Origin of the sequence: Arenibacter troitsensis (genome assembly GCF_900177645.1) — a bacterium.
In the GTDB taxonomy this organism is placed as follows: Bacteria; Bacteroidota; Bacteroidia; order Flavobacteriales; family Flavobacteriaceae; genus Arenibacter; species Arenibacter troitsensis.
Genome location: NZ_FXAO01000003.1, coordinates 1 through 24,350 on the forward strand (window position 1 = coordinate 1; position 24,350 = coordinate 24,350).

Genomic DNA, 24,350 nt, shown 5'->3' on the forward strand with positions numbered 1-24,350 from the left:
GTTTTTTGGGCGATGCAAAAAATGAACAGAACACTAACTTGAGCTGGTCAGGCATATCTTTTTGTAATTCACACACAACTTTTGGGATTGATCCAACTATAGCAAGTGATAAAACAAGAGCCCCGTTAGTTTATATCTAACGGGGCTCTTGTTTTTATTGACTCCATAAATATGGTCCAGAGAAATAAATTGTATTTACAACTTATGGGTACCGTCGCAGTAAGGCGGGTTTTTGGTAAGTTTACAGGTGCACAAATGGGCCCTTTTATCCTCTTCGACTTCAAAAATTAACGGGGGTGTGGCATTTTCGGCCTTGTGGGAACCATCGCAAAAAGGTTGAACGCTACTATGGCTACAAGTACACCACTTATATTTTTTATCCTTCTCCAATTCCACCGCGATTGGTGCAAATTTATTGTTCATCTCGTTCATCTATTTTTTTTACGAAAATAAGCGAAACTCGACTATAAAAAAGATAGAACAGTTAATTTTTTACCATTCTAAATAAGCGTACCAAAGTTAACTTGGATTTTAGCAAGAATGCCTTTAACAAGGGCTGACCCTCCTCGTTCAGCCAAACCTCTCCCTTTTCCTGTACCAACTTAACAGCTGTAGACAATTGCAGTTTTATGTAAACCTTATTCCTTTCATATTGTAACGCCAAAATCGTAGTGGTCAGCATAAAGGCCAGAGCTCCAGGGATTACGATGGTAGGGGACAAACTGTGGTTCAAGAAATAATATAGTCCCAAACCTGTGAAACTTCCGTACAAAATAATATAATGGATCACATAGATAGATAAGGTACTTTGCCCTATCTTAAGTATGCTACTATTGCTCATGAATTTTCTAAACAATATAAACACGGCAAATACCAAAGAGACATCCCCCAAACGTATAAACAGATAATTATTAAAATAAACTTTGGAAAATACCAGCATTCCCGTCCAGTTATACAGCTTTAAAAAGAAGCCGGAGGAATAAAAGATAAGACCAAAGCCCACAATGGTAAAACTAGCAATGGCAGCAGGGTACAAATATTTAAAATTCTTAAACCTATTGAACAGCACGGACATAAAAGCGCCAATAGAGGCATAGCCGAACCAGGGTATTATGGTGAAAACGGATCCATTGGCCTTGGTAAGATAATTGGCTATCATCTCTGGCAAATAGTGGTGGGCGTATTGTTTATAATTGGGTTCCAGCACAAATAAAACTAGGGTAGTGGCCAATAAAACTCCTGGAAACAAATATTTATGCCTGGAAGTGGTAAGAAGATATATACCAATAATCCCCAAAATAGAAAGACCAATACAGTGCAGAACATCTACCAAATAAAAAGAACCATATATCTGGCCCTTTAACAATCCAAAAAAGTTCAATCTAAGCAAATAGCCTATCGCCAATAACTGCAACCCCCTTTTAATTCCTTTTTTCACCCTTGGGTTATTAAACCCAATCCCATTACCTTTTATTAGCAAATAAGTAAAAATAAACCCGGAAACCGTAAAAAAGACCGGGGCCGTAACTCCCCTAAAATATTTCCAAACAGAATAAACCGTGTTGGAATTATCCCTAAATGCATTGTCCAGCAATCCATCCACGAAATGTCCCTGTAACATCATAAGGATGGCCCATGCCCTCATAGCATCAATAAAATACAATCTCAGGTTGTTATTCCCCATATTAACTTTTATGTACATCCTATATACTTGTAAAACAGTGTCTTTGGATGTTTTCGCGTGCAAAATTATGCAATTTCCTCGCAATTCAATCTATTTTACGGTATTTTCGTTGTACAAACATTTAAATAATCAAGATGTCCCGTATACTGGCCTTTGCCGGAAGTAATTCCAGCACCTCCATCAATTATAAATTAGTACAATTTACTACCTCCCTTATTAAGGATCATGAGGTTGACCTTATAAATATGGTCGATTATAATTTTCCTGTCTTTAGCGAGGACTTGGAAAGGGAAAAGGGTTATTCCGATTTATTGAAAGGACTAAAAGATAAGATAGTCCAGGCCAATGCCCTAATTATTTCCGTAAATGAACACAATAGCAATCCTTCCGCTTATTTCAAGAACGTGTTGGATTGGTTGTCCCGAGTGGACAGGAATTTCTTGGCGGACACAAAGATTTTGTTAATGTCCTGTTCGGGAGGCAGAAGGGGAGGCATAGGATCCTTAGAGGTAGTCAAGGGAATATTACCTCGCTTTGGCGGGGAAATTATAGCTACCTTTTCTTTACCATCCTTTAATCATACCTTTGACAAGGCGAAGGGCATAACTGACCCTGAGCTTGCCGAAGCCCATAAAAAAGCTTTGGAAATATTTTTATCACAAATTTAAAAGTCTTTGCGAAAAAAGGTTTCATTTACAGTTCCGGACATTGTTGGTTTTAAGCAATCCCTGTTACATTGGTCCCAACAATATTATGAGGTTGTTTGGATGGACAGCAACGGGCACAAGAGCAAGTATAGCTCCTTTGACGGTATGTTGGCAGTGGATGCACTTACCTCTGTGGTAACGGATAGCATAAATGCATTTGAGGATCTCCATAACTACCAAAAAAACACCAAGGATTGGATTTTTGGATACCTTTCCTATGACCTAAAAAATGACACGGAACTACTTTCCTCTTCCAATGCCGATAGTTTAAACTTTCCTGAACTGTTTTTCTTTCAGCCCAAAAAATTAATAGAAATAAAAGAAACAACCGTTTCCTTCCATTACCTTACTATGGTGGCTGATGAAATTGAAGAAGATTTCAAAAATATCCTTGAGGCTACTGGGAGTTTTGCTCCAGGACTGGAAAATCAATCGGATATCCGGATTAAACTTAGAATATTCAAGGATGAATATTTTAGTCGTGTAAGTAAAATGCTGAACCATATCCATAGAGGGGATATCTATGAAGCCAACTTCTGTCAGGAATTTTATGCCGAGAACACTGAAATAGATGCTTTAAAGACCTATATAAAATTAAATTCCATCACCAGGGCGCCTTTTTCGGCCTTTTTAAAAATAAACGATAAATACCTTTTGTCTTCTTCCCCGGAGCGGTACATTAAAAAACTGGGGAACAAAGTCGTATCCCAGCCTATTAAGGGTACTGCTAAACGATCTTTGGATAGTATAGAGGACCAGTTATTGGTAACGACCCTGGAAAAAGACGAAAAGGAAAGGGCAGAAAATATTATGATTGTAGATTTGGTAAGAAACGATCTATCCAAAAGTGCCCTAAAGGGTTCCGTAAAAGTTGAAGAACTGTGTAAGGTATATTCCTTTGATCAGGTTCACCAGATGATCTCCACTATATCAGCGGAAGTTTCAAGCAACAAAAATCCAGTGGATATCATCAAGGAAACGTTTCCCATGGGAAGTATGACCGGAGCGCCAAAAGTGTCTGCCATGCGGATAATAGAGGAGTTGGAAGCTTCAAAAAGAGGACTCTATTCCGGGACAGTGGGTTACTTCACCCCTGAAAACGACTTCGATTTTAACGTGGTCATCCGAAGTATTCTATATAACAAAACGGCCCAATATGTCTCTTTTTCCGTGGGGAGTGCCATTACGGCCAAGGCAATTCCAGAGAAGGAATATGAGGAATGCCTTCTTAAGGCCAAGGCCATGAGACAGGTACTTGAAAATTAATAGGTCATTTGGTTATCATCAATTTTCAATCTACCTTAAGCGTTTATAAATTTTAGGTATACCCAATACTCTATATGTAAACACTATGGATGTAAGAACGCTTGATCTTCAATATAGGAACATCCCCATTAATGCATGGTATGCCAGACCCCAGATTGTTAGAGGGGCCATTGTTCTTGTCCACGGATTTGGGGAACATTCCGGCCGCTACTTGGACGTGGTGACCCCAAGACTTTTGGAAGAAAATTTGGCCGTCTTTTCCTATGATAATATTGGCCATGGTAAATCTGGTGGTAAACGTGGACATTGCCCAAGTTATTCCGCCTTATTGGAATTATTGGACAACATTATTGCAAAGGCAAAATTGCTAAACCCCAACAAGCCCATATTTCTATACGGACATAGTATGGGGGGAAATTTGGTATTGAACTACAACCTTAGGATAAAATCGGATTTGGCAGGAATCATTGCCACAAGTCCATATCTGAAATTAGCGTTCCAACCTCCTAAGTGGAAAATGATCGTGGGCAAATTAATGCTGAAAATATTCCCTTCCATTACAATGACTTCTGGCCTTAATCCACAACATATTTCCAGAATAGACCAAGAGGTAGAAAAATACATTGCAGATCCATTGGTTCATGATAGGGTTAGCCCCATTTATTCCTTTCCCATAATGGAAGCAGGGGAGTGGGCAATACAAAACGCCAACAAACTAAATACCAAAACCCTATTGTTGCACGGCACTGGAGATAAAATTATAGATTACAGGGCAACCGAAAAATTACATAAAAACTCCAAGGTTACCGATCTACAATTAATTGAAGGCGGCTATCACGAATTGCACAAGGATGTAGGAAGTAAAAACACTTTGGATATAATCGGTATTTGGTTAAGGAACAGCTTGGATCTCTTCTATAGCCAAAAGTAGTTGCTATCATTTTTCTTATGTAAATTAGCCGTGTGTTAGAAAATTTCAGGAATCATATAGACCTATACTTTCCCCATCTAAAAGAAGGTACATTTCTATTGGCCTGCAGTGGTGGTTTGGACAGTGTTGTTCTGGCACATTTGTGCGCTTCCTATAATTTGGATTTCTCTTTGGCACATTGCAACTTTAAATTGCGGGGCGAGGAAAGTGATAAGGATGAAGATCTTGTTAGAAAATTGGGCGAGCAATTGGGCAAGGAGATTTTTGTGACCAGTTTTGACACCCATGGTTACATGGCCCAACACAGAACCAATTTGCAAATTGCCGCACGCGAACTCCGGTATAATTGGTTTTCTCAAATAATGGAAAACCATCATATTAAAACCCTGGTTACGGCACATCATGCAGATGACAGTTTAGAAACCTTCATTATCAACTTATCCAGGGGAACAGGAATAGAAGGGCTCAGCGGAATACCCTCGCTCACCAATACCATCTCCAGGCCCTTGTTGCAATTTTCCAGAACCGAAATCAAAAAATATGCAGAAGCCAATGCCCTCCACTGGAGGGAGGATGCCAGTAATGAAAACACCAAATATTTAAGAAACAACATAAGGCACAATATTATTCCCAAACTAAAGGAGCTCAACCCCCATTTTTTGGAGAACTTTTTAAAGACCCAAGAGCATCTTGGACAGACCCAGGAAATATTACATCGACATATAACCCAGTTAAAAAAGCAACTTTTTTCAAAAGAGAAAATGGTAGAAAAGGTAAAAGTAGCCTCCCTGTTGGCACTTAGGCCTACCAAAACATATCTTTTCCATTTCTTTCGGGAGTACGGGTTTACGCAATGGGATGACATTTACGGACTACTGAGTGCCAATAGTGGCAAAGAGGTGCATTCCAACACCCATAGATTACTAAAGGATAGGGATTTTTTGTTATTAAAACCCATAGTCCAAAAGAATACCAAGGATTTTTATATTGAAGGGGACCAAGAGTCCGTATCAGAACCTATATACTTAAAATTGAGTCATGTTAAAGCCATTGGGGAGACCAGTCCGAATATAATTTATGTAGATAAAGAAACGTTAAAGTATCCACTAATAGTCCGTAAATGCCAAAAAGGGGATTATTTTTACCCGCTTGGCATGTCGGGCAAGAAAAAAATATCCAAATTTTTCAAGGACGCGAAGATGGATGTTTTTGCCAAAGAAAACCAATGGTTGTTATGTTCTGGCGATAATATTGTCTGGATAATTGGAAAACGGGCAGACGAGCGTTTTAAAATAACGGATAAGACTAAAGAAATTTTAAAGATCATTTTAGAATAATGAAGCAAATATTGGGATTGTTTTTAATGGTGTTCTGTGTTTCCCTGGGGTTTTCCCAGTCGGATAACAGCCCTGCCCTATGGACCTATGAGGCAGAAAAAATATCGGATACCGAGTACAATCTGATCTTTAGGGCCGATATACATGAGGGCTGGCATATATATTCACAATTTACGGATGAAAATGGCTCCCTGCCCAGTGAATTTACATTTCAAAAGGCTGGCGAGGACTATGAATTGGTAGGAACCACAACAGAAAGCGAAACCCTTACGGAATACTCGGATATTTTTGAGGTAGATGAAACTTTCTTCAAGGAAAAGGCTGTCTTTACCCAAAAAATTAAATTATTAAATGCGGAGGTTAACCAAATTACGGTTGAATTGTTCTATCAAATATGTAAGGAAGTATGCATCCCAAAGGATGAAATATTCCATATTTCCTTGACCGGGGAGGAACTGGTTATTGCGGAACAGACTGTGGACCAGCGTAGTCTGGATATGAGCGCTGCGTTACTATTGGACCTAAAGAACAAGGAACTGTTGGTTAACGGGGATAAAAATGCCGTGAACGAAAAATCGGGGCTGTGGACCATTTTTGTTTTAGGCTTTTTGGGCGGCTTAATTGCGCTTCTAACTCCCTGCGTTTTTCCAATGATTCCATTAACCGTGTCCTTTTTTACCAAACAAGGAGCCAATAGATCCAAAGGCATCGCAAATGCCCTACTTTATGGTTTCTTTATAGTATTGATTTATTTTCTTTTGAGTTTGCCCTTTCATTTATTCGATTCCGTGGATTCTCAGATATTGAATACCATTGCCACCAATGTTTGGTTAAACCTGTTTTTCTTTCTCATTTTTATATTTTTTGCCTTCTCCTTTTTCGGATATTATGAATTGACGCTGCCTAGCTCCTGGGCCAATAAAATGGACTCGGCCTCTTCCAAGGTGGGAGGCGCTTTTGGAATCTTTTTTATGGCCGTGACCTTGGCCATAGTATCCTTTTCCTGTACAGGTCCTATTTTAGGAGGATTGTTGGGCAGTACTGCTTTGGCCGAAGGGGATGTTGCTACCAACCTGTCCATGGGGATGACCGGTTTTGGAGTGGCCCTGGCCTTGCCTTTTGGTCTTTTCGCCCTGTTCCCCGCCTGGCTTAATTCCCTACCCAAATCAGGGGGGTGGATGACCACGGTGAAAGTGACCCTCGGGTTCTTGGAATTGGTATTGGCTTTTAAATTTCTTTCCAATGCAGATTTAGTAGGGAATTGGGGAATCTTTAAAAGGGAAATTTTCTTGGGGATATGGATATTTCTGTTTGTCTTGCTTTCCCTTTACTTGTTTGGGATATTTAGATTTCCGCACGACGGACCAAAACAACGATTGTCCGTCGGAAGGAAGATTACCGCTGTCCTAAGCACTGCATTTGCCATATACCTTGTACTGGGACTGACAAAAACAACGAATTTAAAGTTATTGAGCGGTTTTCCGCCACCCCATTTTTATAGCATTTTTGAAACAGAAAGTGATTGTCCTCTGGGGATAGAATGTTTCAAGGATTTTGACAAAGGCATTGCCCATGCCAAAGAGGTAAACAAACCTGTATTGTTGGATTTTACAGGCTGGGCCTGTGTAAATTGCAGAAAAATGGAGGAAACGGTCTGGAGCGAGCCGGATATTTATCCTATCCTCAAGGAAAAATACGTTTTGATATCGCTGTACATAGATGACCGAAAGGAACTACCTGCCGAAGAACAGTTCGATTTTAAATACGAATCCGGACGCGTAAAAAAAATCAATACCGTGGGTGAAAAATGGGGTACTTTCCAGACGTTGAACTTTAATGCCGCCTCGCAACCATACTATGTAATAATGTCCCCTGATCTGGAAATTTTGAATACTGCCGTCCAATATACAGATCGGGACACCTATAAGGAATGGTTAAAAAAAGGGGTGAGTAATTTTAAGGAATTGGGCCAGTTAAAATAGGCCAAAATATGACGTCTTTGAGATGTGTTCTTCTAAGACATATTTCAATGGAAAACATTTCTAGTAACTAGGTTTAATATTCTACATATACAGTTAAAGCAAATTCTAGCGCTATGAACAAAATTTTAATCCTCTTATCGGCCATCGTATTGGTATCCTGTGGAAGAACGGGCATTCAGACCACCACCAACAAAACCAATACCGGAGTAGTCGACACCTACAACCCCCGGGATTTCTACAACAAGAAGGAGGTCGTTATTCCTATGCGCGATGGGATAAGACTACATACCACCATCTATTCGCCCAAGGATACTTCCAAAAAATATCCCATTCTAATGTCAAGAACACCATATAGTTCCAGACCTTATGGGGCCAACGAATACAAAGCCTTGATTTCTCCCAATAGAAAAATGATGAAGGAGGGAAATATCGTAGTATACCAAGATGTTAGGGGCAGGTGGAACAGCGAAGGTGTCTATGACAATATGAGGGCTTATATTCCCAATAAAAAGGATGGGGAAGTAGATGAGGCCTCGGACACTTATGATACTATAGAATGGCTTATAAACAATGTTGAAAACCACAATGGCAATGTTGGGGTCTGGGGAATTTCCTATCCAGGATTTTATGCTACCTATTCCTTATTGGATGCCCACCCAGCGCTCAAGGCCGTTTCTCCACAAGCCCCGATAGGGGATTTCTTTTTTGACGATTTTCATCATAATGGCGCCTATTTATTGAGTTATTGGAGAGCTACTGCCGTATTTGGTTATATGAAAGACCAACCTACCACCGAAGAGTGGTATTCTTTTCCCGAACTGGGTACTGAAGACCAATACCAGTTTTTTTTGGATGCCGGTCCATTATCCAACTTGGACAAATATTACAAAGAGGACAATATATTCTGGCAGCAATTAAAGGAACACCCCAATTATGATGAATTTTGGCAGCAACGCGGCATAATCCAACATTTGGAAAATATTAAACCGGCAGTGATGACCGTAGGAGGTTGGTTTGATGCCGAAGACCTTTATGGTCCGCTCAACACCTATGGACATATAGAAAGGAACAGCTCCAACTATAATACTCTTGTAATGGGGCCTTGGAGCCACGGCGATTGGTCCAAGGAAACAAAACGTCAAGCCATTGGCAATGTCTATTTTGGGGATGATATCTCAAAATTCTATCAAGAAAACATTGAAACACGATTTTTCAATCACTTTTTAAAAGGAGAGCGAGAGACCCCCAATTTACCCGAGGCCTATGTTTTTGATACAGGTACCAAGGAGTGGAAGACTTATGATACCTGGCCTCCCCATAACACCGCCAAGGAAACCTACTCCTTACAGCGCAATGAACGTTTGGGACAGATTGCAACCCGGGAATACTCCTTTCAAGAATTTATAAGCGACCCCAAAAAACCTGTCCCTTATTCCGAAGATATAAAAATGGTGTTTACCCCACGTAAATTCATGACCGATGATCAGCGTTTTGCAGCCCGTAGACCCGATGTTTTAATTTTTGAAACCGAACCTCTGGAAGCGCCTCTTACACTTGCCGGTGATATTATGGCAAAACTCAACGTTTCCACTACTGGTACGGACGCGGATTGGATTGTTAAGGTCATAGACGTATACCCCCCGGACCACAAGGATTACGAGGAGACCCAGGCCTATTTAAAAATGGGCAACTATCATCAAATGGTTCGTAGCGAGGTAATGCGAGGCCGATTTAGAAATGATTTTTCAAATCCCGAGCCTTTTGTTCCAGAAGAAGTAACTCAGGTAAACATACAGCTTCAGGACGTTTTCCATACGTTTAAGAAAGGCCATAAAATTCAGGTACAGGTACAAAGCACAATGTTTCCCTATATAGATATTAATCCCCAAACCTATGTAGAAAATATTTTTCAAGCCAAACCACAGGACTTTCAAAAACAAACACATCGTGTATACAACACTTCTTTAATAGAATTTACCGTCCTAAAACCTTGACATTATTATCACTTTAAAGAAATAAAAGTACTCTTAGGAGTACTTTTTTTATATCCTGAATTGCCCTACCTTTAATCTAAAATGCATAAGTGTGAAAGTATTTAAGAAGCTGAGCTGGATAGTTTTGGGTATTGTCGCAATAATGGCTCTGAGTAGTGCCATTTATGTGTACACCCATACCCCGGAATATGTCGGCAACATTGAAACGGATAAATTGAGTAAGAAGGTAGAAGTTTACTTTGACACCTATGGTATACCCCATATCTATGCAGAAAAAGAAGAAGATGCCCTAAGATCACTGGGTTATGTCCATGCCCAGGACAGATTATGGCAAATGGAATTGCTTAGAAGGATTTCAATAGGTGGACTTTCCGAGGTTTTTGGGGAGGACATGATTAAGACGGATAAATTCTTTCTGTCCTTGGGAATCGATGATGCCTCGCAAAAAACGGTGGAAAATGTTTCCAAAGATAACCCTATGGTAGTGCTTAGCCAGGCATATTTGGATGGAATCAATCAATTCATTGCAGAAGGGCCAACACCCATAGAATTTCATCTTACTGGTTTGGAAAAAACTCCTTTTACTCTTAAGGACATCTATAATACCGTGGGATATATGGCCTTTAGTTTTGCCATGGCCCATAAAACCGACCCTTTACTAACGAACATTAAGAACCAATTGGGGCCAGCCTATCTAGCGGATTTGGAAATAGGTGTTAATCCTAAAAGTACTTTGATCAAAAACTATAAACCCAGCATTCGCGATTCCATCAAAAATGATATTGCCGGCTTGGTTTCAGAGGTATTGAAAGATTTTCCTGTTCCTCAGTTCGAAGGAAGCAATAGTTGGGTAATAGCACCGAATAAAACCAAAAACGGCAAGGTTATTTTGGCCAATGACCCCCATATTGGTTTTGCACAACCCTCAGTATGGTATGAAGCCCATGTAAATGCCCCCAACTATGAAAAATACGGCTATCATCTTGCTGGGGTACCTTTTCCTTTATTGGGACATGATCGAAAATTGGCCTACGGACTTACCATGTTCGAAAACGATGATATAGATTTTTACTATGAAGAAGAGAAACCAAATGACAGCAGCTTTTACAAAACCAGTGCGGGGTGGAAAAAATATGAGCTGGTCACCAAAACCATAAAGGTAAAAGGGGAGGACGACCTTAGTTTTACCTTCAAGAAAACCCATCATGGTCCCATTCTCAATGGAATAGCCGATCAGGTAATGGATCAGCGTCCTATAGCCATGTCTTGGATCTACACCAAATTGGAAAACAAGGTAATGGATGCCCTTTATGGCATGTCTCATGCCCAAAATTTATCAGAATTCAAAGAAGCCCTGCCGGATATTCATGCCCCGGGATTAAATATTATCTACGGCGATGCCGTGGGCAATGTGGGGTGGTTTGCAACAGCTAAACTGTACCAATTGCCGGACAGTACCGATACTAAATTTATTCTGGAAGGAAGTACGGGAATGGATGAACCCATTCGATATTTGGACTTTTCCGAAAACCCCATGGCCATCAATCCCTCATGGAACTTTGTTTACTCTGCCAATAATCCGCCCGATTCCATCAACGGAAAATTTTACCCTGGATATTACTTGCCAGAGAATAGGGCCAAAAGGATAGTAGCCTTGTTGGAACCTAAAAATGACTGGGATAGGGAAGCTGTTCAGCAAATGTTATTGGATGCCACCTCTGGTGTAAATGCCAAAGTGGTCACCAATTTGGCTAAAAGTATGGAAGTAAAGGAAATGACGGAGGCACAGATCAGCGTTTTGGACAAAATGAATGTTTGGGACGGGAACAATCAACTACATCAAATAGAACCTACCGTATATCACCGCTGGATCTATTTCTTGCTAAAAAACACCTTCGAGGACGAATTGGGCCCCCAGATGTTCCAGCAAATGTTGGATACCCATTTCCACAAACGACTTATAGCTCCCATGGCCGCAAAAGATGATTCGGTTTGGTGGGATGATGTAAACACCCCGGATAGTGTTGAAACAAAAAATGTAGTGGTTAACCTCTCTTTCAGACAAGCATTTCAGTCGTTGGAGGAAGATCTTGGCGGAGAACCCAACAAATGGACTTGGAATAAGGTACATACATTGGAACATGGGCATCCTATAGGACAGATCAAGGCACTAAGATCATTTTTTAATGTTGGACCTTTCCCTATTTCAGGGACAAGGGAGGTAATCAACAATATGTATTTCAAATATGACGACACCGGTTTATACCCGGCAACCTCAGGTCCCTCTACAAGGCGGGTTATAGATTTCTCCGATATCGAAAATAGCACTAGTATACTACCAACTGGTCAGTCCGGGAATCCTTTCAGTGAGCATTATGAAGATCAGGCAGAAATGTACAATCAGGGCAAATTTCGAAAAATGATGATGAACAAGGAAGAGATTATCAAAACGCAGAAATCGATGTTGGTATTTGAACCTAAAAAATAAGCTGTCAACGACAGTGGCCAAATTACTGTAGAATATTAAGCATTAATATCAATCTGGCCATGGAGTATTGATTCCAACCTTATTTTTAAAAAAGCTGCCAATACCCTATAAATTAGCCTATTATCAACACCCAAAAATTTATTTTATTTGTTTACATTTAGACAAATAACAAGTAAATGCTTACAAAAGTTTATGGCAGTGCGGTTTTTGGGGTAGAGGCTACTACCATCACGGTTGAAGTAAATATCGACAAAGGCATTGGATACCATTTAGTGGGTCTGCCCGATAATGCCATAAAGGAGAGCAATTACCGTATAGCGGCTGCATTACAGAACAATGGCTACAAAATACCCGGAAAAAAAATAACCATCAATATGGCACCCGCCGATCTTCGCAAAGAAGGTTCTGCCTATGACCTTACCCTGGCCCTGGGTATCCTGGCCGCCTCCAATCAGATTAAATCGGAATCCATAGAAAAGTACATCATTATGGGCGAGCTTTCACTGGACGGGAGTTTGCAACCCATAAAGGGAGCATTGCCCATAGCCATTAAAGCCAAGGAAGAGGGATTCCAAGGGTTTATTTTACCCAGTGAAAATGCAAGGGAAGCCGCTATAGTAGACGATCTGGAAGTGTACGGGATAGACAATATTAAAGAGGTGATGGACTTCTTTGATAAGGGTACCCCCTTGGAACAGACGATAATAGACACTAAAGAAGAATTTTATAAAAACCTGGATTTCCCTGAATTCGATTTTTCCGACGTAAAGGGGCAGGAGAGCATAAAACGCTGTATGGAAATAGCCGCTGCGGGCGGACATAACATTATCCTTATAGGTCCACCAGGGGCAGGGAAGACCATGTTGGCCAAACGCCTACCTTCCATTTTGCCCCCCATGACCTTGCACGAAGCCTTGGAGACTACCAAAATTCACTCCGTGGTAGGGAAGATCAAGAATATGGGCCTTATGAACCAAAGACCCTTTCGTAGCCCACATCACACTATTTCGGATGTCGCCCTTGTCGGTGGCGGAGCCTATCCCCAACCCGGGGAAATATCATTGAGCCATAACGGAGTTTTATTTTTGGATGAATTACCAGAATTTAAAAGAGGTGTCCTTGAGGTTATGAGACAACCCTTGGAAGACCGGGAAGTAACTATTTCCAGGGCACGGTTTACCGTAACCTATCCCAGCAGTTTTATGTTGGTAGCCAGTATGAATCCAAGTCCAGGGGGATATTTTAACGATCCGAATGCCCCGGTAACCTCTTCCCCAGCTGAGATGCAACGTTATTTGAGTAAGATTTCCGGTCCTCTGTTAGATCGAATCGACATACACATAGAAGTAACACCGGTGCCGTTTGAAAAGTTGTCAGAGGAGCGTAAAGGGGAGGGTAGTGTTGAAATACGGAAGCGGGTTACGGCCGCCAGGGAAATTCAGACCCAACGATTTTCTGACTTGGAGAACGTACATTACAATGCCCAGATGAACACCAAACAAATCCGGAAATATTGTATCATGGACGACGCCTCCAAGGAATTGCTAAAAAATGCCATGGAGCGCTTAAACCTATCGGCCAGGGCCTATGACCGCATTTTGAATAACACTCTACTTCACATATAGTCCATTGAAACCCCTGTAAACATTGAGATTTTTAAGGATTTGTAATTGTCATAATCATAAACAACCTTTTTGATGAAATAATTGTATTCCTTATTAGTTATCTACAATACAAAAACGACTTAATACTTTTTAATAAAAATTTTAATATTTATGAGCGACAAAAACAAATTATCATTGGATGAATTAAAACTAAAATCAATTGAACAAATTGATTTTAAAAGGCTGTTGGATGATATTCTAGAAGGATTCGATGAAGAGAAAACTGACCAAATGTTAAAAGATGAAAAAGAAGCAATATTATCCGTTAAAGATACTGAATGTCCTAATTGTCAAGCCAAAATCATTAGTGTTTTTGTTGGTTCAAAATGTAATAGCGCACTACCTTATACAAAGGAATTATGGGATGCCCTCAATAAATTCACTCATTAAATTATAATGATTTAATCGATAAAGAAAACAAAGGTAAATACAGTTTAAACCTCATTATTAATTTAATGAGGTTTTTTTGTTTAATACACTCTAAATCAGTAGTTTAAACGATATCTCCTATGTATATTTAAGGTCTAATATAAATCTAAACCTTAATAGCATGAAAAAAGCAATATCCAAAATCGAAGCTCTAATCACAGTTAAAAAAGCAAAATACATAAGAGTATCATCCATAGAGCAAAACATTGATAGACAGCGTGAAACTGCGCCAGACGTTAGACTATATGAAGATAGGATTTCGGGATTGATTCCATTTAACGAAAGACCATCAGGAAGACGTCTAATCAAAGACATTGAAGAGGGTAAAATCAATTACGTAATCATCCATTCCATAGATAGGCTAGGGCGAAACGTTGTTGATATGCAGAAGCAGTTAAATTGGTTTATTGAAAATGGGGTGCAAATATTTGCCGAGAATATTAGAATGGAGTTGTTAAATGAGGATGGTACAATGAACAGTATCGCCAAAATGATTATTGACCTACTTGGTTCGGTTGCAGGTTTGGAAATTGAAGCTATCAAGGAGAGACAAAATCAGGGAATTAAAATCGCTAAAATCAAAGGCGTATATAAGGGCAGAAAGGTTGGTGCCATTATGAATGATGAAGATTATCTAACTCGTCATAAAGACGTTGTAGAGCTTCTCAAAGATGGTTTATCCATGAATAAAATATCCAAGTATACCAAGAAGGCTTTTGTTACTGTTAAGGCTGTAAAATTGAGAATGGCAGAGGTGGCTTAGTAGGGTTTAAAATCTGAATAGTTTATCATCCTGAGATAATTCAATAATTTTATTATCCTCAATAATGTTTATCTGTTCAATATCACCAGAAAATTTATCTCTCAAAACTGCAACAATATATTGTCCATCAATTTCATTCGCCAATTCATTGATAATCATGAGTTGATTAATTGAGACATCTTCAGTACTATCATGAAGCACAAATTTCGGTGCAACTATGTGATTTTCATCACAAAATTTAATATAAGCTAAGTCGAATGCTGCAATTTGTCCTTTCTTTTTGCCACCACCTACATTCGCATCAATATTATTTATACTGAATTTATAATTGCCATTTATCTTATCATAGCTTGCGTAGAATTCTTCATCATACAATGCTTTTGAAAAACTTTTGAAGATTAAATTGAAGGATTGTAAATTTTCTTCAAGACTGGGTTCCAATTCTTCTAATTTAGCATTAATATCTTTCAGCCTTTCTGATTTTTCTTCTATTGATTTATTAAGCTCAATAACTTGACTATGTCGTTCTTCTTTACTTCCTTTTAATTCGTACTTTTTATTCAGTTCCATAATTAACTCATCATAATCTGAAATCTTAAAAATTTTGTTTAACACCAGACTTAATTCCTTCTCACGCGTCATTTTAGTCCTCAATTTCCTCCTATTGATCACAATACTTTCAGTAACTACCGGAATATCTTTAGAAAGAAATTGGATTTTACTATCTATCATAGAGTTATGAAAGACCAAAACGTCTTCAAATCGTTTCTGAAGTTCTGGAATATACAATTTTGCTTCATCATATATATCTCTTATAGCATTAACATCATAAGAATTTTTACTATTCTTTAATTCCTCTAAATTTTCATTAATAAGTTTTAATTTAGTTTCGTGATATCCCAAATTTGCGGACAATTTTGCGATATCATATCTTAACTCATTCAGTTCAGTAATATCTTTCTCTTGGCTTTGACTAATATTAAAATCTTCTTTTTCTTTAGTTAATCTTTTAATATCATTTCTGATTATACTTAAAGCCTGTTTAAGAGAACTTTCTGAATTACCGTCTTCGGTTATCCTTTTAAATACATCTTTTTCAGAGTTTAATTTAGATTCTAACCATGATTTTTCTGTAATTAATTCAGGGGATAAGGAGATGCCAAACAAAAATAAATGAACTGATTCGTAAGTGGCATCTGTTGTTGAAGTATGGAGATATCTAAGGGTATTAGACATCTTGTGTGGGGTATTTCTAATAAATTTGGAAATCAAATATCTGAATGATGGCTTATTGTTCTTGTTATCAAACAAAATATGATTTAGTTTTTCTAAAAAATCTGACTTGATTAAAATCTTATCATTTATAGAATATAATTTCCTCCTTCTTGAAAGAAAATTCCGTTTAAGGATATATTCATTATTTCCACTTGAATCTATTATGGATAATTCAATAATAAAGTTGTTTACTTCCAAATAGGATTTTAATTCTGTATTACGGTTTCCTCTGAATTCAGTATCTGAATATATGTCTGTACCTTCGGAACCCAAGCAGTAATCTATTAATCTTAAAATAGTTGTTTTGCCTACATTATTACCAGATTCAGTACCCATGGTAAAAGGTGTAATGTCAACTATAAAATTAGCTCCCTTTTTGAAGACAATATTTCTAATTTGTTCAGAGCCTTTGAATATTTTTAAGTAATTTATATACACCTTATTATAGTTCCCTTTTTATCATTTTCTATTAAACCCGAAAGATATAACCAATCTAATGAATAAGTGTACAGTACAAAAGTTACTTTAACATATTCATTTAATTTATCGAACAACAAAATTAAATCCAACCTATTTTCAAATCTGTGAAGGATTTTTAAAATTTCACTTCCTAGGTAATATAAGTTCTTATCAGGTGCTATATTATTACTAACTATCAAATTTAAAATTTAGGGTTTTCAAGAATTTTACAATTGAAAAAAGCATCTCCAATAATTATTTCAAGTGCCATTTCCATATCTTCTATAGAAATCTCATTATCAAAATTGATTGATTCATATAATTGGTCGATTAAAATAGTAAGTACTTTTTCGATAACATAATCGCCTTTTTTTGAAATAGCACCTAATATGCTATCGTGCGAATTCTCTAATATTAATTGGCCTGTTATATCGAGATATTTGCGATGGACCAGTTTCATTATTCTATCTCTAATATTTGGATTTGTCTCACTAATAATTTCATATGTATCGTGGATTAAAGAAGAATAAAAAGCATAATCAGTTATAATTCTTTTATATATTATTACATTATTGTGTTCAATCTTTTCTTCAATCTCAAAGGGCAAAATACGTCCTGTATCTGAAGTATCTTCCAAAGGTATTTTAGCCACTTCATTAACAACGGTAGCCAAATAACTTGGATTCTTTGCCATTCTATAAAAATAGTTTATTCCTCCATGATTGGTTCCAACTGTTATTCTTCTTGCCATTATTACTATTTACCTACATTAATACCACCTGAATTGTTTCCAACAGTAACTCCGCCATCACCTGAAGTCAAAGTTGTTGAAGTATTATTTATAGTATTAATCTGCTTTTTTAGTTTTTCCTTGCCTAAATATTGAAAAACTGCAATTATAACGGAAACTAAGCCAAAGAACCAACCTGACCATAATATAAAATCTTCCATAAGGTATAATTTTATCAAAAATAGGTTATATTATTGATTTTCAAATTTCAATATAGCAAAAATTTCCTTGTTTCTGAGTATTGTCGTAGGTACATGTATATAGAATTAGAAACTTCTACTTTTTAAAGTTGTTTGTTTGTTTCCTCCAATACCTTTACCATCATTTCAGCCTTAAATAGCTCCTCCTTTAATTGATTATTCTCCTTTTGTAATTCATCCGTTCTCGTTTTATCCTCAATTATATTTACATCATATGGGAGATTGGGACTAGATATTACCGAATAGGCACTAATACCAATTGCAAAGAGTGCTACAATAATTGAAATAATAGCCCAATTGCGTGCAGAATTAGCAGATTTAACGGATTGCTGTAGTTCCTGAAAATCTAAGTATTGTTTTGAAGCTTCACCGTTAAGGAACCATTTTTGATTTAAGTGGCCATATAAATGTGGGTCAACATTTTTTTTATGATAGGTGGAACCTTTGGAATTACCCCTCAAAAACTCTCGAAAAAAATAGGATATATTTTGGCTAGCACCTCTTGAATATAACATATTCATAGCGCTAAAGTTCTTAAGGAACCAAATAAAAAATGTTTGTTCGGCTTCCATTGCAAAGACTTTATCAGGAGTTCCGTGTAGTTGATAAACCAAATCAAAATAGGTAATACCATTCTCCTCATTTGCTAGACCAATTTCCATTGCCTTTATATATCTATTCATTGTGATTGAATTTGGTGTTAACCAAAAATAGAAAATATTGTTTTACCCCTTATTACCTTCAGAATTTCCTATTCAATAAATATTTATATTAGAAGATTAAAATGAGAGCTGTTCAGGACCGAAAATTAACTTAATGAAAAGAGCAATGTTAATATTAATAATTTTAGCCAGTTTAATTCCTGGTGCATTAGCTGTAGTACAATATATTGAAAATGAGAAAAAGGAAAAGGTAAATAAGGACAATGAGCAGGCATTAAATGTGAAAATTGATAATTTACAAATTGATAATTCTGAATTGAAAGAGAATTTAAGGCTATTGTCAAGTCAAAATACCGATTTAAAAAAAGATTTAAAGTTGCTATCAGCCGATAACGCAAAACTTTCTCATCAATTAACAAATACAACACTGAAATTGAATGAAAGTGTTATTGGCAGTGGTGATTTAGAAGTTCACCTTACCACGAATGACAATAACGAATTTAAATTTAAATTCGTTAATAATAGTGACCTCCCCGTCTTTAATACTATCATTACAATTCAGAATTATAATGAAATAATTAAATGTGAGGTTCTTAATGAAACACCAAATCATATACACATTAAAAAAAGTTGCTATGATGGGAACTTTAATACGTGGAATGGAATTGCTTTTAACCCGAAAAGTTCCTTCGTCGACGATGTGAACCTACATCCAATTACAAATGACTATATGAATTATAGTATTATAATTCAGTCTAGAAAGAAGTATATTGTCCATAATGTCGTCATTAAAAAAATTAAAGGACAAATTAGAATGTCCAACAGGATTTATGACTTAGTAAACGATACAGAAATGGTACTCATATCCGAAAATGACGACCTAGGTCTTAGTCCAAATTTCTGGAAGGAAAATTTCCATGAAAAATCGCTGTTCACTGTTGATTGATACATTCCATCAAGTTGGAAATTTTTTACTAACGTTTTCTACAATATAATTCAGAACTCAAACGAAAAAAAAGCACAGAAGATTTTCTTCTGTGCTTCAATCTTATTTTTATACTGCCGTGTTGATGGCAACGGCTAACTCTCCTAGAGAGGATTCCCGAACTACTGCAATATCAGGGGTTGCTATCGCAACTGAATAGAAATTAGAATTTTGAGTACCAACATAGGCACGTTCCAATCCTGATAATTTCAATCCATGGTCAATACCAAAAATTTCATATAGTCCTGTGGACCTATCAACTGTGATTGCAACAACCCTTGATTCTCCCAAATCTTCTAAGGTCTTCCTGTCTTTAGCCTTTTTGCTATACACCATGAATGCCAGGGAGTGGATATACCATGCGTCTCCGTTCTCCTTAACCTCTGTTGTAACATTGGGAACAACTGAATAGTCAGTACCCTCGAAGATGTGCTGTATTGCACCTTCCTTAAGCTCTATGGTTGAGAGACCTCCAATGTTGCCATTGGTGTCGTCCAACTCTCTTGTGGCTAATGTAGCCGTCCTATCAAAGTCATTATAGTTTACAAGGATCAAGTCCTTATCTGCTCCTACTGCTGCATTGATGGTGGTGCAATCCTTATCGATTCCCCCTGTAATAATTCCTGTACAATTTGACATACTAATTCTAAATATTAATTAACTAACGTTTCTTTTACTTTTATGGCTCTAAATCCTCGTGCCGGAAAATTGATATCCACAGCAAAATGGGATTTAGGTTTTAATTGACCTGTTGAAACATCTTTGAGAACTTGTCTGTCACTATATGGGTTGACGAAGTTTGGGTCTGCTTGAATTTTTTCTTTCAATTGTTTTATTTCCTCTTTGGTCATGTCCTTGCTAACTCTCTCAATAAATTCCTCCTCATGAGGAGTTAGGTTATAATGTATTTCTGCCTCTTTATCTGGCTCATTGTTCCTCCATTTATCTCTACTAGGCCTTTCCATTAACTTCATGCTTGCACTTAGGTTAAGAATCTTGGTAATCTTTTCAGCTATCTCGGTTCCGTTGATACCTCTATCATTGAATATGCTCATTGCTTATCTTTTTTGATTGTAATTAATGGCTCTAACAATGATTTGGATTTAAATGGATATATAATATCATTTGAATCCTAATTCATCATAGAGCTTCTTATATAAAAATGACCTCAACCAGTTTTGCCAAGACCGATTGAAGTCATTATATTCTATTAACCTTTAGGGTATATAAACCTTTAGAACGTTTCAGTGGCTTAATGAAGTTATCATACCTAATAATGCACTTAACCTTAAACGTGTACCTTAAAGGTTAATAGGAATCCTATTTTTTTCCGAACCTTACGACCACAAGTTTATGCTCGTCCACAATGGATTTCTTTACCTCTGTGCCACCATGGGCATTAGTAAAATATTTACCATCACGTTTGAATACAAAGGGCTTTATGTTATTTGTCTTTAATTCTGATGATTCAATCTTCTCTCTTAACCGTTTTATGCTCATACTATTTCTTCTTTAATGCGTTGGACTAAGGCATCCGTTTCCTTATCATCAAGACCATTTAGGAGTGCTCTAATAGATTCTCTTTTGGTTAATATGTAAGGCAATAGATTAAGATGCAATTGCATTCTTTTCTCCCCTGATTTTCCCAAGGCCATATCTTCCTGATACATATCGGAGGTAAAATATTTCTCCAATGCGATACCAATTGATTTTCGAATTAGAACGTCTGCGGGTTTCTTAAGGTTTTTTCTCGGTCTTCCGACCTTTCGTTTCTCTGTGTTATCTTCCATGATTTCTGAAGTATTTTATTATACTACTTTATGCGAATGATTTTATCAATGCTAGTAGGGTAGGGGCATAAGAAAATAATATCGTATATAGTTGTTTATCAGGACTCTAGTTAGACCCAATTAAACTATATGTATAAATATTTATTATACTGATTTGGTTACGTATTGGAAAAACTTATGGTAGAAAAGTTTCTGGGACAAAAAAAAAGAGAAAGCTCACTCTTTTTAATATTTACCTTCTCCAATATATTTTTATTACTCCGTGGTACTCAACAACCTAAAGTCTAAAAACGTTTTCCAAACCCTAAATTTTAAAATTGGTTTGACAGCCAAATCTTGGAAATTAATTAGATTTAATTCCCCTATGGGATTAATATGATAACCAACCCCCCGCTGCTGTCGGTGTAGGTCGTTTAAGGGGGTAGTTACCATTGTATGTTATCTATTGTAATCCTGCAATTCTGTAGTAGTTTATATCTCCTGTATTGATGTCTATGAAGTTTTCAGGATTGACACCTAATCTTGAATTGGATATAAGACCTATTTTCATTGCGTGCTTTATGATTTCACTTATCTTTTCTGTGAACTCCTTTATTTCCTTCTGCTTATTATTTTTGCAATAGGTGGTATATAGTTCTTTCAATCGGGTATCCAATTTGCTGTTATAAATGAATTCATCATTTAGAACGAAATGTTCTAGGTCGATTTCAGCATTTAATTTCTCTACTCCTATATTGATGGATACAGCATAGTGGATTACCTCCTTGGTTTTGTCTCTGTCTGTTTGGGTACAGAACATTTCCAGAGCCTTTAATTTTATAATACTTGGATGGTCTGATGTTAATTTGGATACTTCTTTTCCGAACTTTATGAAAAGTAATTCATTTTGGAGTTCTACGTTTTCAATATCCTCTTGTTTGGAATATTTTCTAATGAATCCCATTGCGTTGTCGGGGTTGGATAAGTCAATACCTAGGTTATCCTTAGATAAGCTCTGTATTATGCTAATTTTTTCCAATATAACCTTGGTTGATTTTTCCAACTCATTTCTTAATGGTTCATTGACCATCAAGGGTATTCTCTTTTTTAATGTTGATTCCATTTTTTTCTTTTTAATATTATTTGATTTTTCCTTTATAGATATATTCTTGCTCTCGAGGGGCATCCCTTTTGGCAATGTTTTCTTGTGATTTAATAAGTCTTTTTATTGTTTTACCATCATTCCGTAATAAGATAGGACTTCCCCATCTGTTCTCTTCCTTGTCTAAATGAAATTGGTTAACCTGATAATAGGTATCATCTTGGAGTAAATCCCTATTTTTCATCGTGAGCAATTCACCTTCTTTGGGAGTAGGTTCTTGCTTATTAACCTTTTTCGCAAATTTTGGTGAGAATTCCGATGGTTCTATTTTATTGGACTTAATGAATTCAAGTTTTAACAGTTTCGTCCAATTGAATCTGTATTGCAGAACAAATGACTTTCCAGTTCTGACCTTGTTAAGAGTAAAATATTTTTCCTGCTCCAATATTTTTCGATTCTTGAGCATTGTACTCTCAGATTGTCGAGCAACTGTAATTAAATCAGAATTTAGCATATTATTATATTCCAATTTGCAATTGTCTTGATGAAACTCAAGAGTGCTCATTAGAATATTTTGTTGCCCTTCATTTAAGTTGCTTCTGCGAATGGCTCGATAGTTTATGTCAAAATCTTGTTTAGGTCGTCTTTTGTGCTTTATCATTTCTTTGTGAATTGTTAGTACCTGAGGAGGTATCTAGGTTAATTAATTTTTTTTCGACTATCCCAAGTCTTAACATATGCTTGAATGCTTTTGATGGCACTCCATTCCCTATTGATTCCCTACAATCTTGCATATTTTCATATTGCTTTCCATTGTAGAGATAATAATGTCTCTGTGTAATATTCATAGATGAATTGTTTTATGCCCTTCTGGGCGATTAGTAAATTATTTGTTCTTCCCAATGGTGTATTCATTAAGTGATAGTGCTAAGTAGGGTTTAAAAAGAAGCGTTCTACGGCATTCGTTTTAAAACAATGGTAAATAACATTGCTTGCCAGATTAGATTATAAAACTGCCTCCCGAAAAAGGAATGTCAAACCAAAAGGAGGCAGTTAATAAATAATCAAATAAGAAATTTAAAGATGGAAGCACATTACAACCCGAAGGTTATGATATCTTTAATCTAGTATTACGGCCATTTTTGTTTTCTTGACCTTGATAAAATTGTCGTACACAGTTTTTAGAACAATTGTAGTCTGCTTTACAGCAGTTTGATTTGCTCTACTAGGATCAACAATTTTAAAGTAGTCATTGACGAAAACATTAAATGTTGGTACAACTTTTCTGTTTTTTATGTAGACATCCATTAAGGCATTACCTCGTTGAAAAGTTCTATTTCTATTTATCAATTCTGTCATAGCAATATTTTTTAAAAATTAGTTAAAAGGCGTAGTTTCCTCTAATACATTGAGTTACGGTTTAAAAAATGCAAATTTCAATGTTTAATAGGGGTAGGCTTCTTTAGAAAATAATTGGAAATATTTTGAGTTTTAAAATATCCTAAGTTTAATGGGTTATACATTTTAGAATAATCAAGGTTATTTGGAAGGGCTTTTGAGGAGGATATTCCTAGAGAAATTCAATTTTACAAAACGGATATAACCCTAAGTATCATTGGGTATCACAATGAGCACACCCAAAGATTCAAGGGTGTGAAATAATTATAATAGGTATATTCATCCCTCGTATTCATTGGGGTCGATCGATTTCACACCCAAATTTTTATTGTATATTATATATACTATATAAATAATAATTATAAATAGTGATAGGTATAAATAGAGATATAAAAACAAAATTTAATAACAATAATTAAAAAGAGAATTACATTCAAAATGTCAAAAACATTTTAAAAAACCATC

General features: G+C 36.7%; 24 protein-coding genes and 1 pseudogene. 11 read left to right on the plus strand and 14 right to left on the minus strand.

The features are described from left to right. Positions 1–195: 195 nt before the first annotated feature. On the minus strand, positions 196–423 hold the full coding sequence (locus B9Y87_RS07095; RefSeq protein ID WP_217807503.1) for a CDGSH iron-sulfur domain-containing protein: 228 nt from the start codon (positions 421–423) through the stop codon (positions 196–198). 61 nt (positions 424–484) lie between these two features. Next, entirely contained in the window at positions 485–1,684 is a 1,200-nt protein-coding gene (locus B9Y87_RS07100) for a heparan-alpha-glucosaminide N-acetyltransferase domain-containing protein (RefSeq protein WP_085497606.1), read from the minus strand. A gap of 134 nt (positions 1,685–1,818) precedes the next feature. Between B9Y87_RS07100 and B9Y87_RS07105 the strand changes: the two genes are divergently transcribed. The 10 genes and pseudogenes from B9Y87_RS07105 (at position 1,819) to B9Y87_RS07150 (ending at position 15,245) form a co-directional block, all read left to right on the plus strand. Next, the gene (locus B9Y87_RS07105) at positions 1,819–2,352 is read left to right on the plus strand and encodes an NADPH-dependent FMN reductase (RefSeq protein ID WP_085497607.1); all 534 of its coding nucleotides are present in this window, start codon (positions 1,819–1,821) and stop codon (positions 2,350–2,352) included. Positions 2,353–2,358: 6 nt separating this feature from the next. Further along, positions 2,359–3,657, plus strand: a complete 1,299-nt coding sequence (locus B9Y87_RS07110; RefSeq protein ID WP_085497610.1) for an anthranilate synthase component I family protein — start codon at positions 2,359–2,361, stop codon at positions 3,655–3,657. Between the two features lie 85 nt (positions 3,658–3,742). Further along, entirely contained in the window at positions 3,743–4,588 is an 846-nt protein-coding gene (locus B9Y87_RS07115; RefSeq protein ID WP_085497611.1) for an alpha/beta hydrolase, read from the plus strand. Between the two features lie 32 nt (positions 4,589–4,620). Further along, the gene (gene tilS, locus B9Y87_RS07120) at positions 4,621–5,925 is read left to right on the plus strand and encodes a tRNA lysidine(34) synthetase TilS (RefSeq protein WP_085497613.1); all 1,305 of its coding nucleotides are present in this window, start codon (positions 4,621–4,623) and stop codon (positions 5,923–5,925) included. Further along, positions 5,925–7,907 carry a protein-disulfide reductase DsbD family protein gene (locus tag B9Y87_RS07125; RefSeq protein ID WP_085497615.1) on the plus strand — a complete coding sequence of 661 codons (1,983 nt, stop codon included), beginning with the start codon at positions 5,925–5,927 and terminating at the stop codon, positions 7,905–7,907. Before tilS ends, B9Y87_RS07125 begins: the two co-directional genes overlap by 1 nt. A gap of 113 nt (positions 7,908–8,020) precedes the next feature. Next, positions 8,021–9,901, plus strand: a complete 1,881-nt coding sequence (locus B9Y87_RS07130; RefSeq protein WP_085497617.1) for a CocE/NonD family hydrolase — start codon at positions 8,021–8,023, stop codon at positions 9,899–9,901. A gap of 91 nt (positions 9,902–9,992) precedes the next feature. Continuing rightward, positions 9,993–12,389, plus strand: a complete 2,397-nt coding sequence (locus B9Y87_RS07135; RefSeq protein WP_085497619.1) for a penicillin acylase family protein — start codon at positions 9,993–9,995, stop codon at positions 12,387–12,389. Positions 12,390–12,565: 176 nt separating this feature from the next. After that, positions 12,566–13,990, plus strand: a pseudogene (locus tag B9Y87_RS07140) (YifB family Mg chelatase-like AAA ATPase); the annotation flags it as partial. 174 nt (positions 13,991–14,164) lie between these two features. Next, positions 14,165–14,443: a hypothetical protein gene (locus tag B9Y87_RS07145; RefSeq protein ID WP_085497620.1), complete on the plus strand. Its 279-nt coding sequence runs from the start codon at positions 14,165–14,167 to the stop codon at positions 14,441–14,443. A 160-nt stretch (positions 14,444–14,603) separates the two neighbouring features. Beyond that, positions 14,604–15,245, plus strand: coding sequence for a recombinase family protein (locus tag B9Y87_RS07150; protein ID WP_085497622.1), 642 nt, complete (start codon positions 14,604–14,606; stop codon positions 15,243–15,245). A 6-nt stretch (positions 15,246–15,251) separates the two neighbouring features. Here the strand turns inward: B9Y87_RS07150 and B9Y87_RS07155 are convergent, their stop codons facing one another. The 5 genes from B9Y87_RS07155 to B9Y87_RS07175 form a co-directional block, all read right to left on the minus strand. Continuing rightward, entirely contained in the window at positions 15,252–16,856 is a 1,605-nt protein-coding gene (locus B9Y87_RS07155) for a DUF2326 domain-containing protein (RefSeq protein WP_139827186.1), read from the minus strand. Between the two features lie 92 nt (positions 16,857–16,948). Beyond that, entirely contained in the window at positions 16,949–17,179 is a 231-nt protein-coding gene (locus tag B9Y87_RS22415) for an ABC-three component system middle component 6 (protein WP_085497625.1), read from the minus strand. Positions 17,180–17,181: 2 nt separating this feature from the next. Beyond that, positions 17,182–17,730, minus strand: coding sequence for an ABC-three component system protein (locus B9Y87_RS07165; protein ID WP_085497626.1), 549 nt, complete (start codon positions 17,728–17,730; stop codon positions 17,182–17,184). A 5-nt stretch (positions 17,731–17,735) separates the two neighbouring features. Then, a complete protein-coding gene (locus tag B9Y87_RS07170; protein WP_085497628.1) occupies positions 17,736–17,930 on the minus strand; it encodes a hypothetical protein in 195 nt (64 codons plus the stop codon). Positions 17,931–18,052: 122 nt separating this feature from the next. After that, entirely contained in the window at positions 18,053–18,652 is a 600-nt protein-coding gene (locus B9Y87_RS07175; protein WP_085497630.1) for a hypothetical protein, read from the minus strand. A 133-nt stretch (positions 18,653–18,785) separates the two neighbouring features. Between B9Y87_RS07175 and B9Y87_RS07180 the strand changes: the two genes are divergently transcribed. Next, a complete protein-coding gene (locus B9Y87_RS07180; RefSeq protein WP_085497632.1) occupies positions 18,786–19,577 on the plus strand; it encodes a hypothetical protein in 792 nt (263 codons plus the stop codon). Positions 19,578–19,685: 108 nt separating this feature from the next. Here B9Y87_RS07180 and B9Y87_RS07185 read toward each other — a convergent pair whose 3' ends face one another. From B9Y87_RS07185 to B9Y87_RS07220, 7 genes are all read right to left on the minus strand, one after another. After that, positions 19,686–20,255 (minus strand): hypothetical protein, encoded by a 570-nt coding sequence (locus B9Y87_RS07185; protein ID WP_085497633.1) that lies wholly within the window; start codon positions 20,253–20,255, stop codon positions 19,686–19,688. A 14-nt stretch (positions 20,256–20,269) separates the two neighbouring features. Continuing rightward, a complete protein-coding gene (locus B9Y87_RS07190; RefSeq protein ID WP_085497635.1) occupies positions 20,270–20,671 on the minus strand; it encodes a hypothetical protein in 402 nt (133 codons plus the stop codon). Positions 20,672–20,936: 265 nt separating this feature from the next. Next, positions 20,937–21,116, minus strand: a complete 180-nt coding sequence (locus B9Y87_RS07195; RefSeq protein WP_085497637.1) for a hypothetical protein — start codon at positions 21,114–21,116, stop codon at positions 20,937–20,939. Continuing rightward, entirely contained in the window at positions 21,113–21,406 is a 294-nt protein-coding gene (locus B9Y87_RS07200; RefSeq protein ID WP_085497639.1) for a hypothetical protein, read from the minus strand. The genes B9Y87_RS07195 and B9Y87_RS07200 overlap by 4 nt, the downstream gene beginning before the upstream one ends. A 442-nt stretch (positions 21,407–21,848) precedes the next feature. Continuing rightward, positions 21,849–22,508 (minus strand): hypothetical protein, encoded by a 660-nt coding sequence (locus B9Y87_RS07205; RefSeq protein WP_139827187.1) that lies wholly within the window; start codon positions 22,506–22,508, stop codon positions 21,849–21,851. 16 nt (positions 22,509–22,524) lie between these two features. Further along, positions 22,525–23,148 (minus strand): hypothetical protein, encoded by a 624-nt coding sequence (locus B9Y87_RS07210; protein ID WP_085497643.1) that lies wholly within the window; start codon positions 23,146–23,148, stop codon positions 22,525–22,527. A 458-nt stretch (positions 23,149–23,606) separates the two neighbouring features. Continuing rightward, positions 23,607–23,846, minus strand: coding sequence for a hypothetical protein (locus B9Y87_RS07220; protein WP_085497649.1), 240 nt, complete (start codon positions 23,844–23,846; stop codon positions 23,607–23,609). Positions 23,847–24,350: the final 504 nt, after the last annotated feature.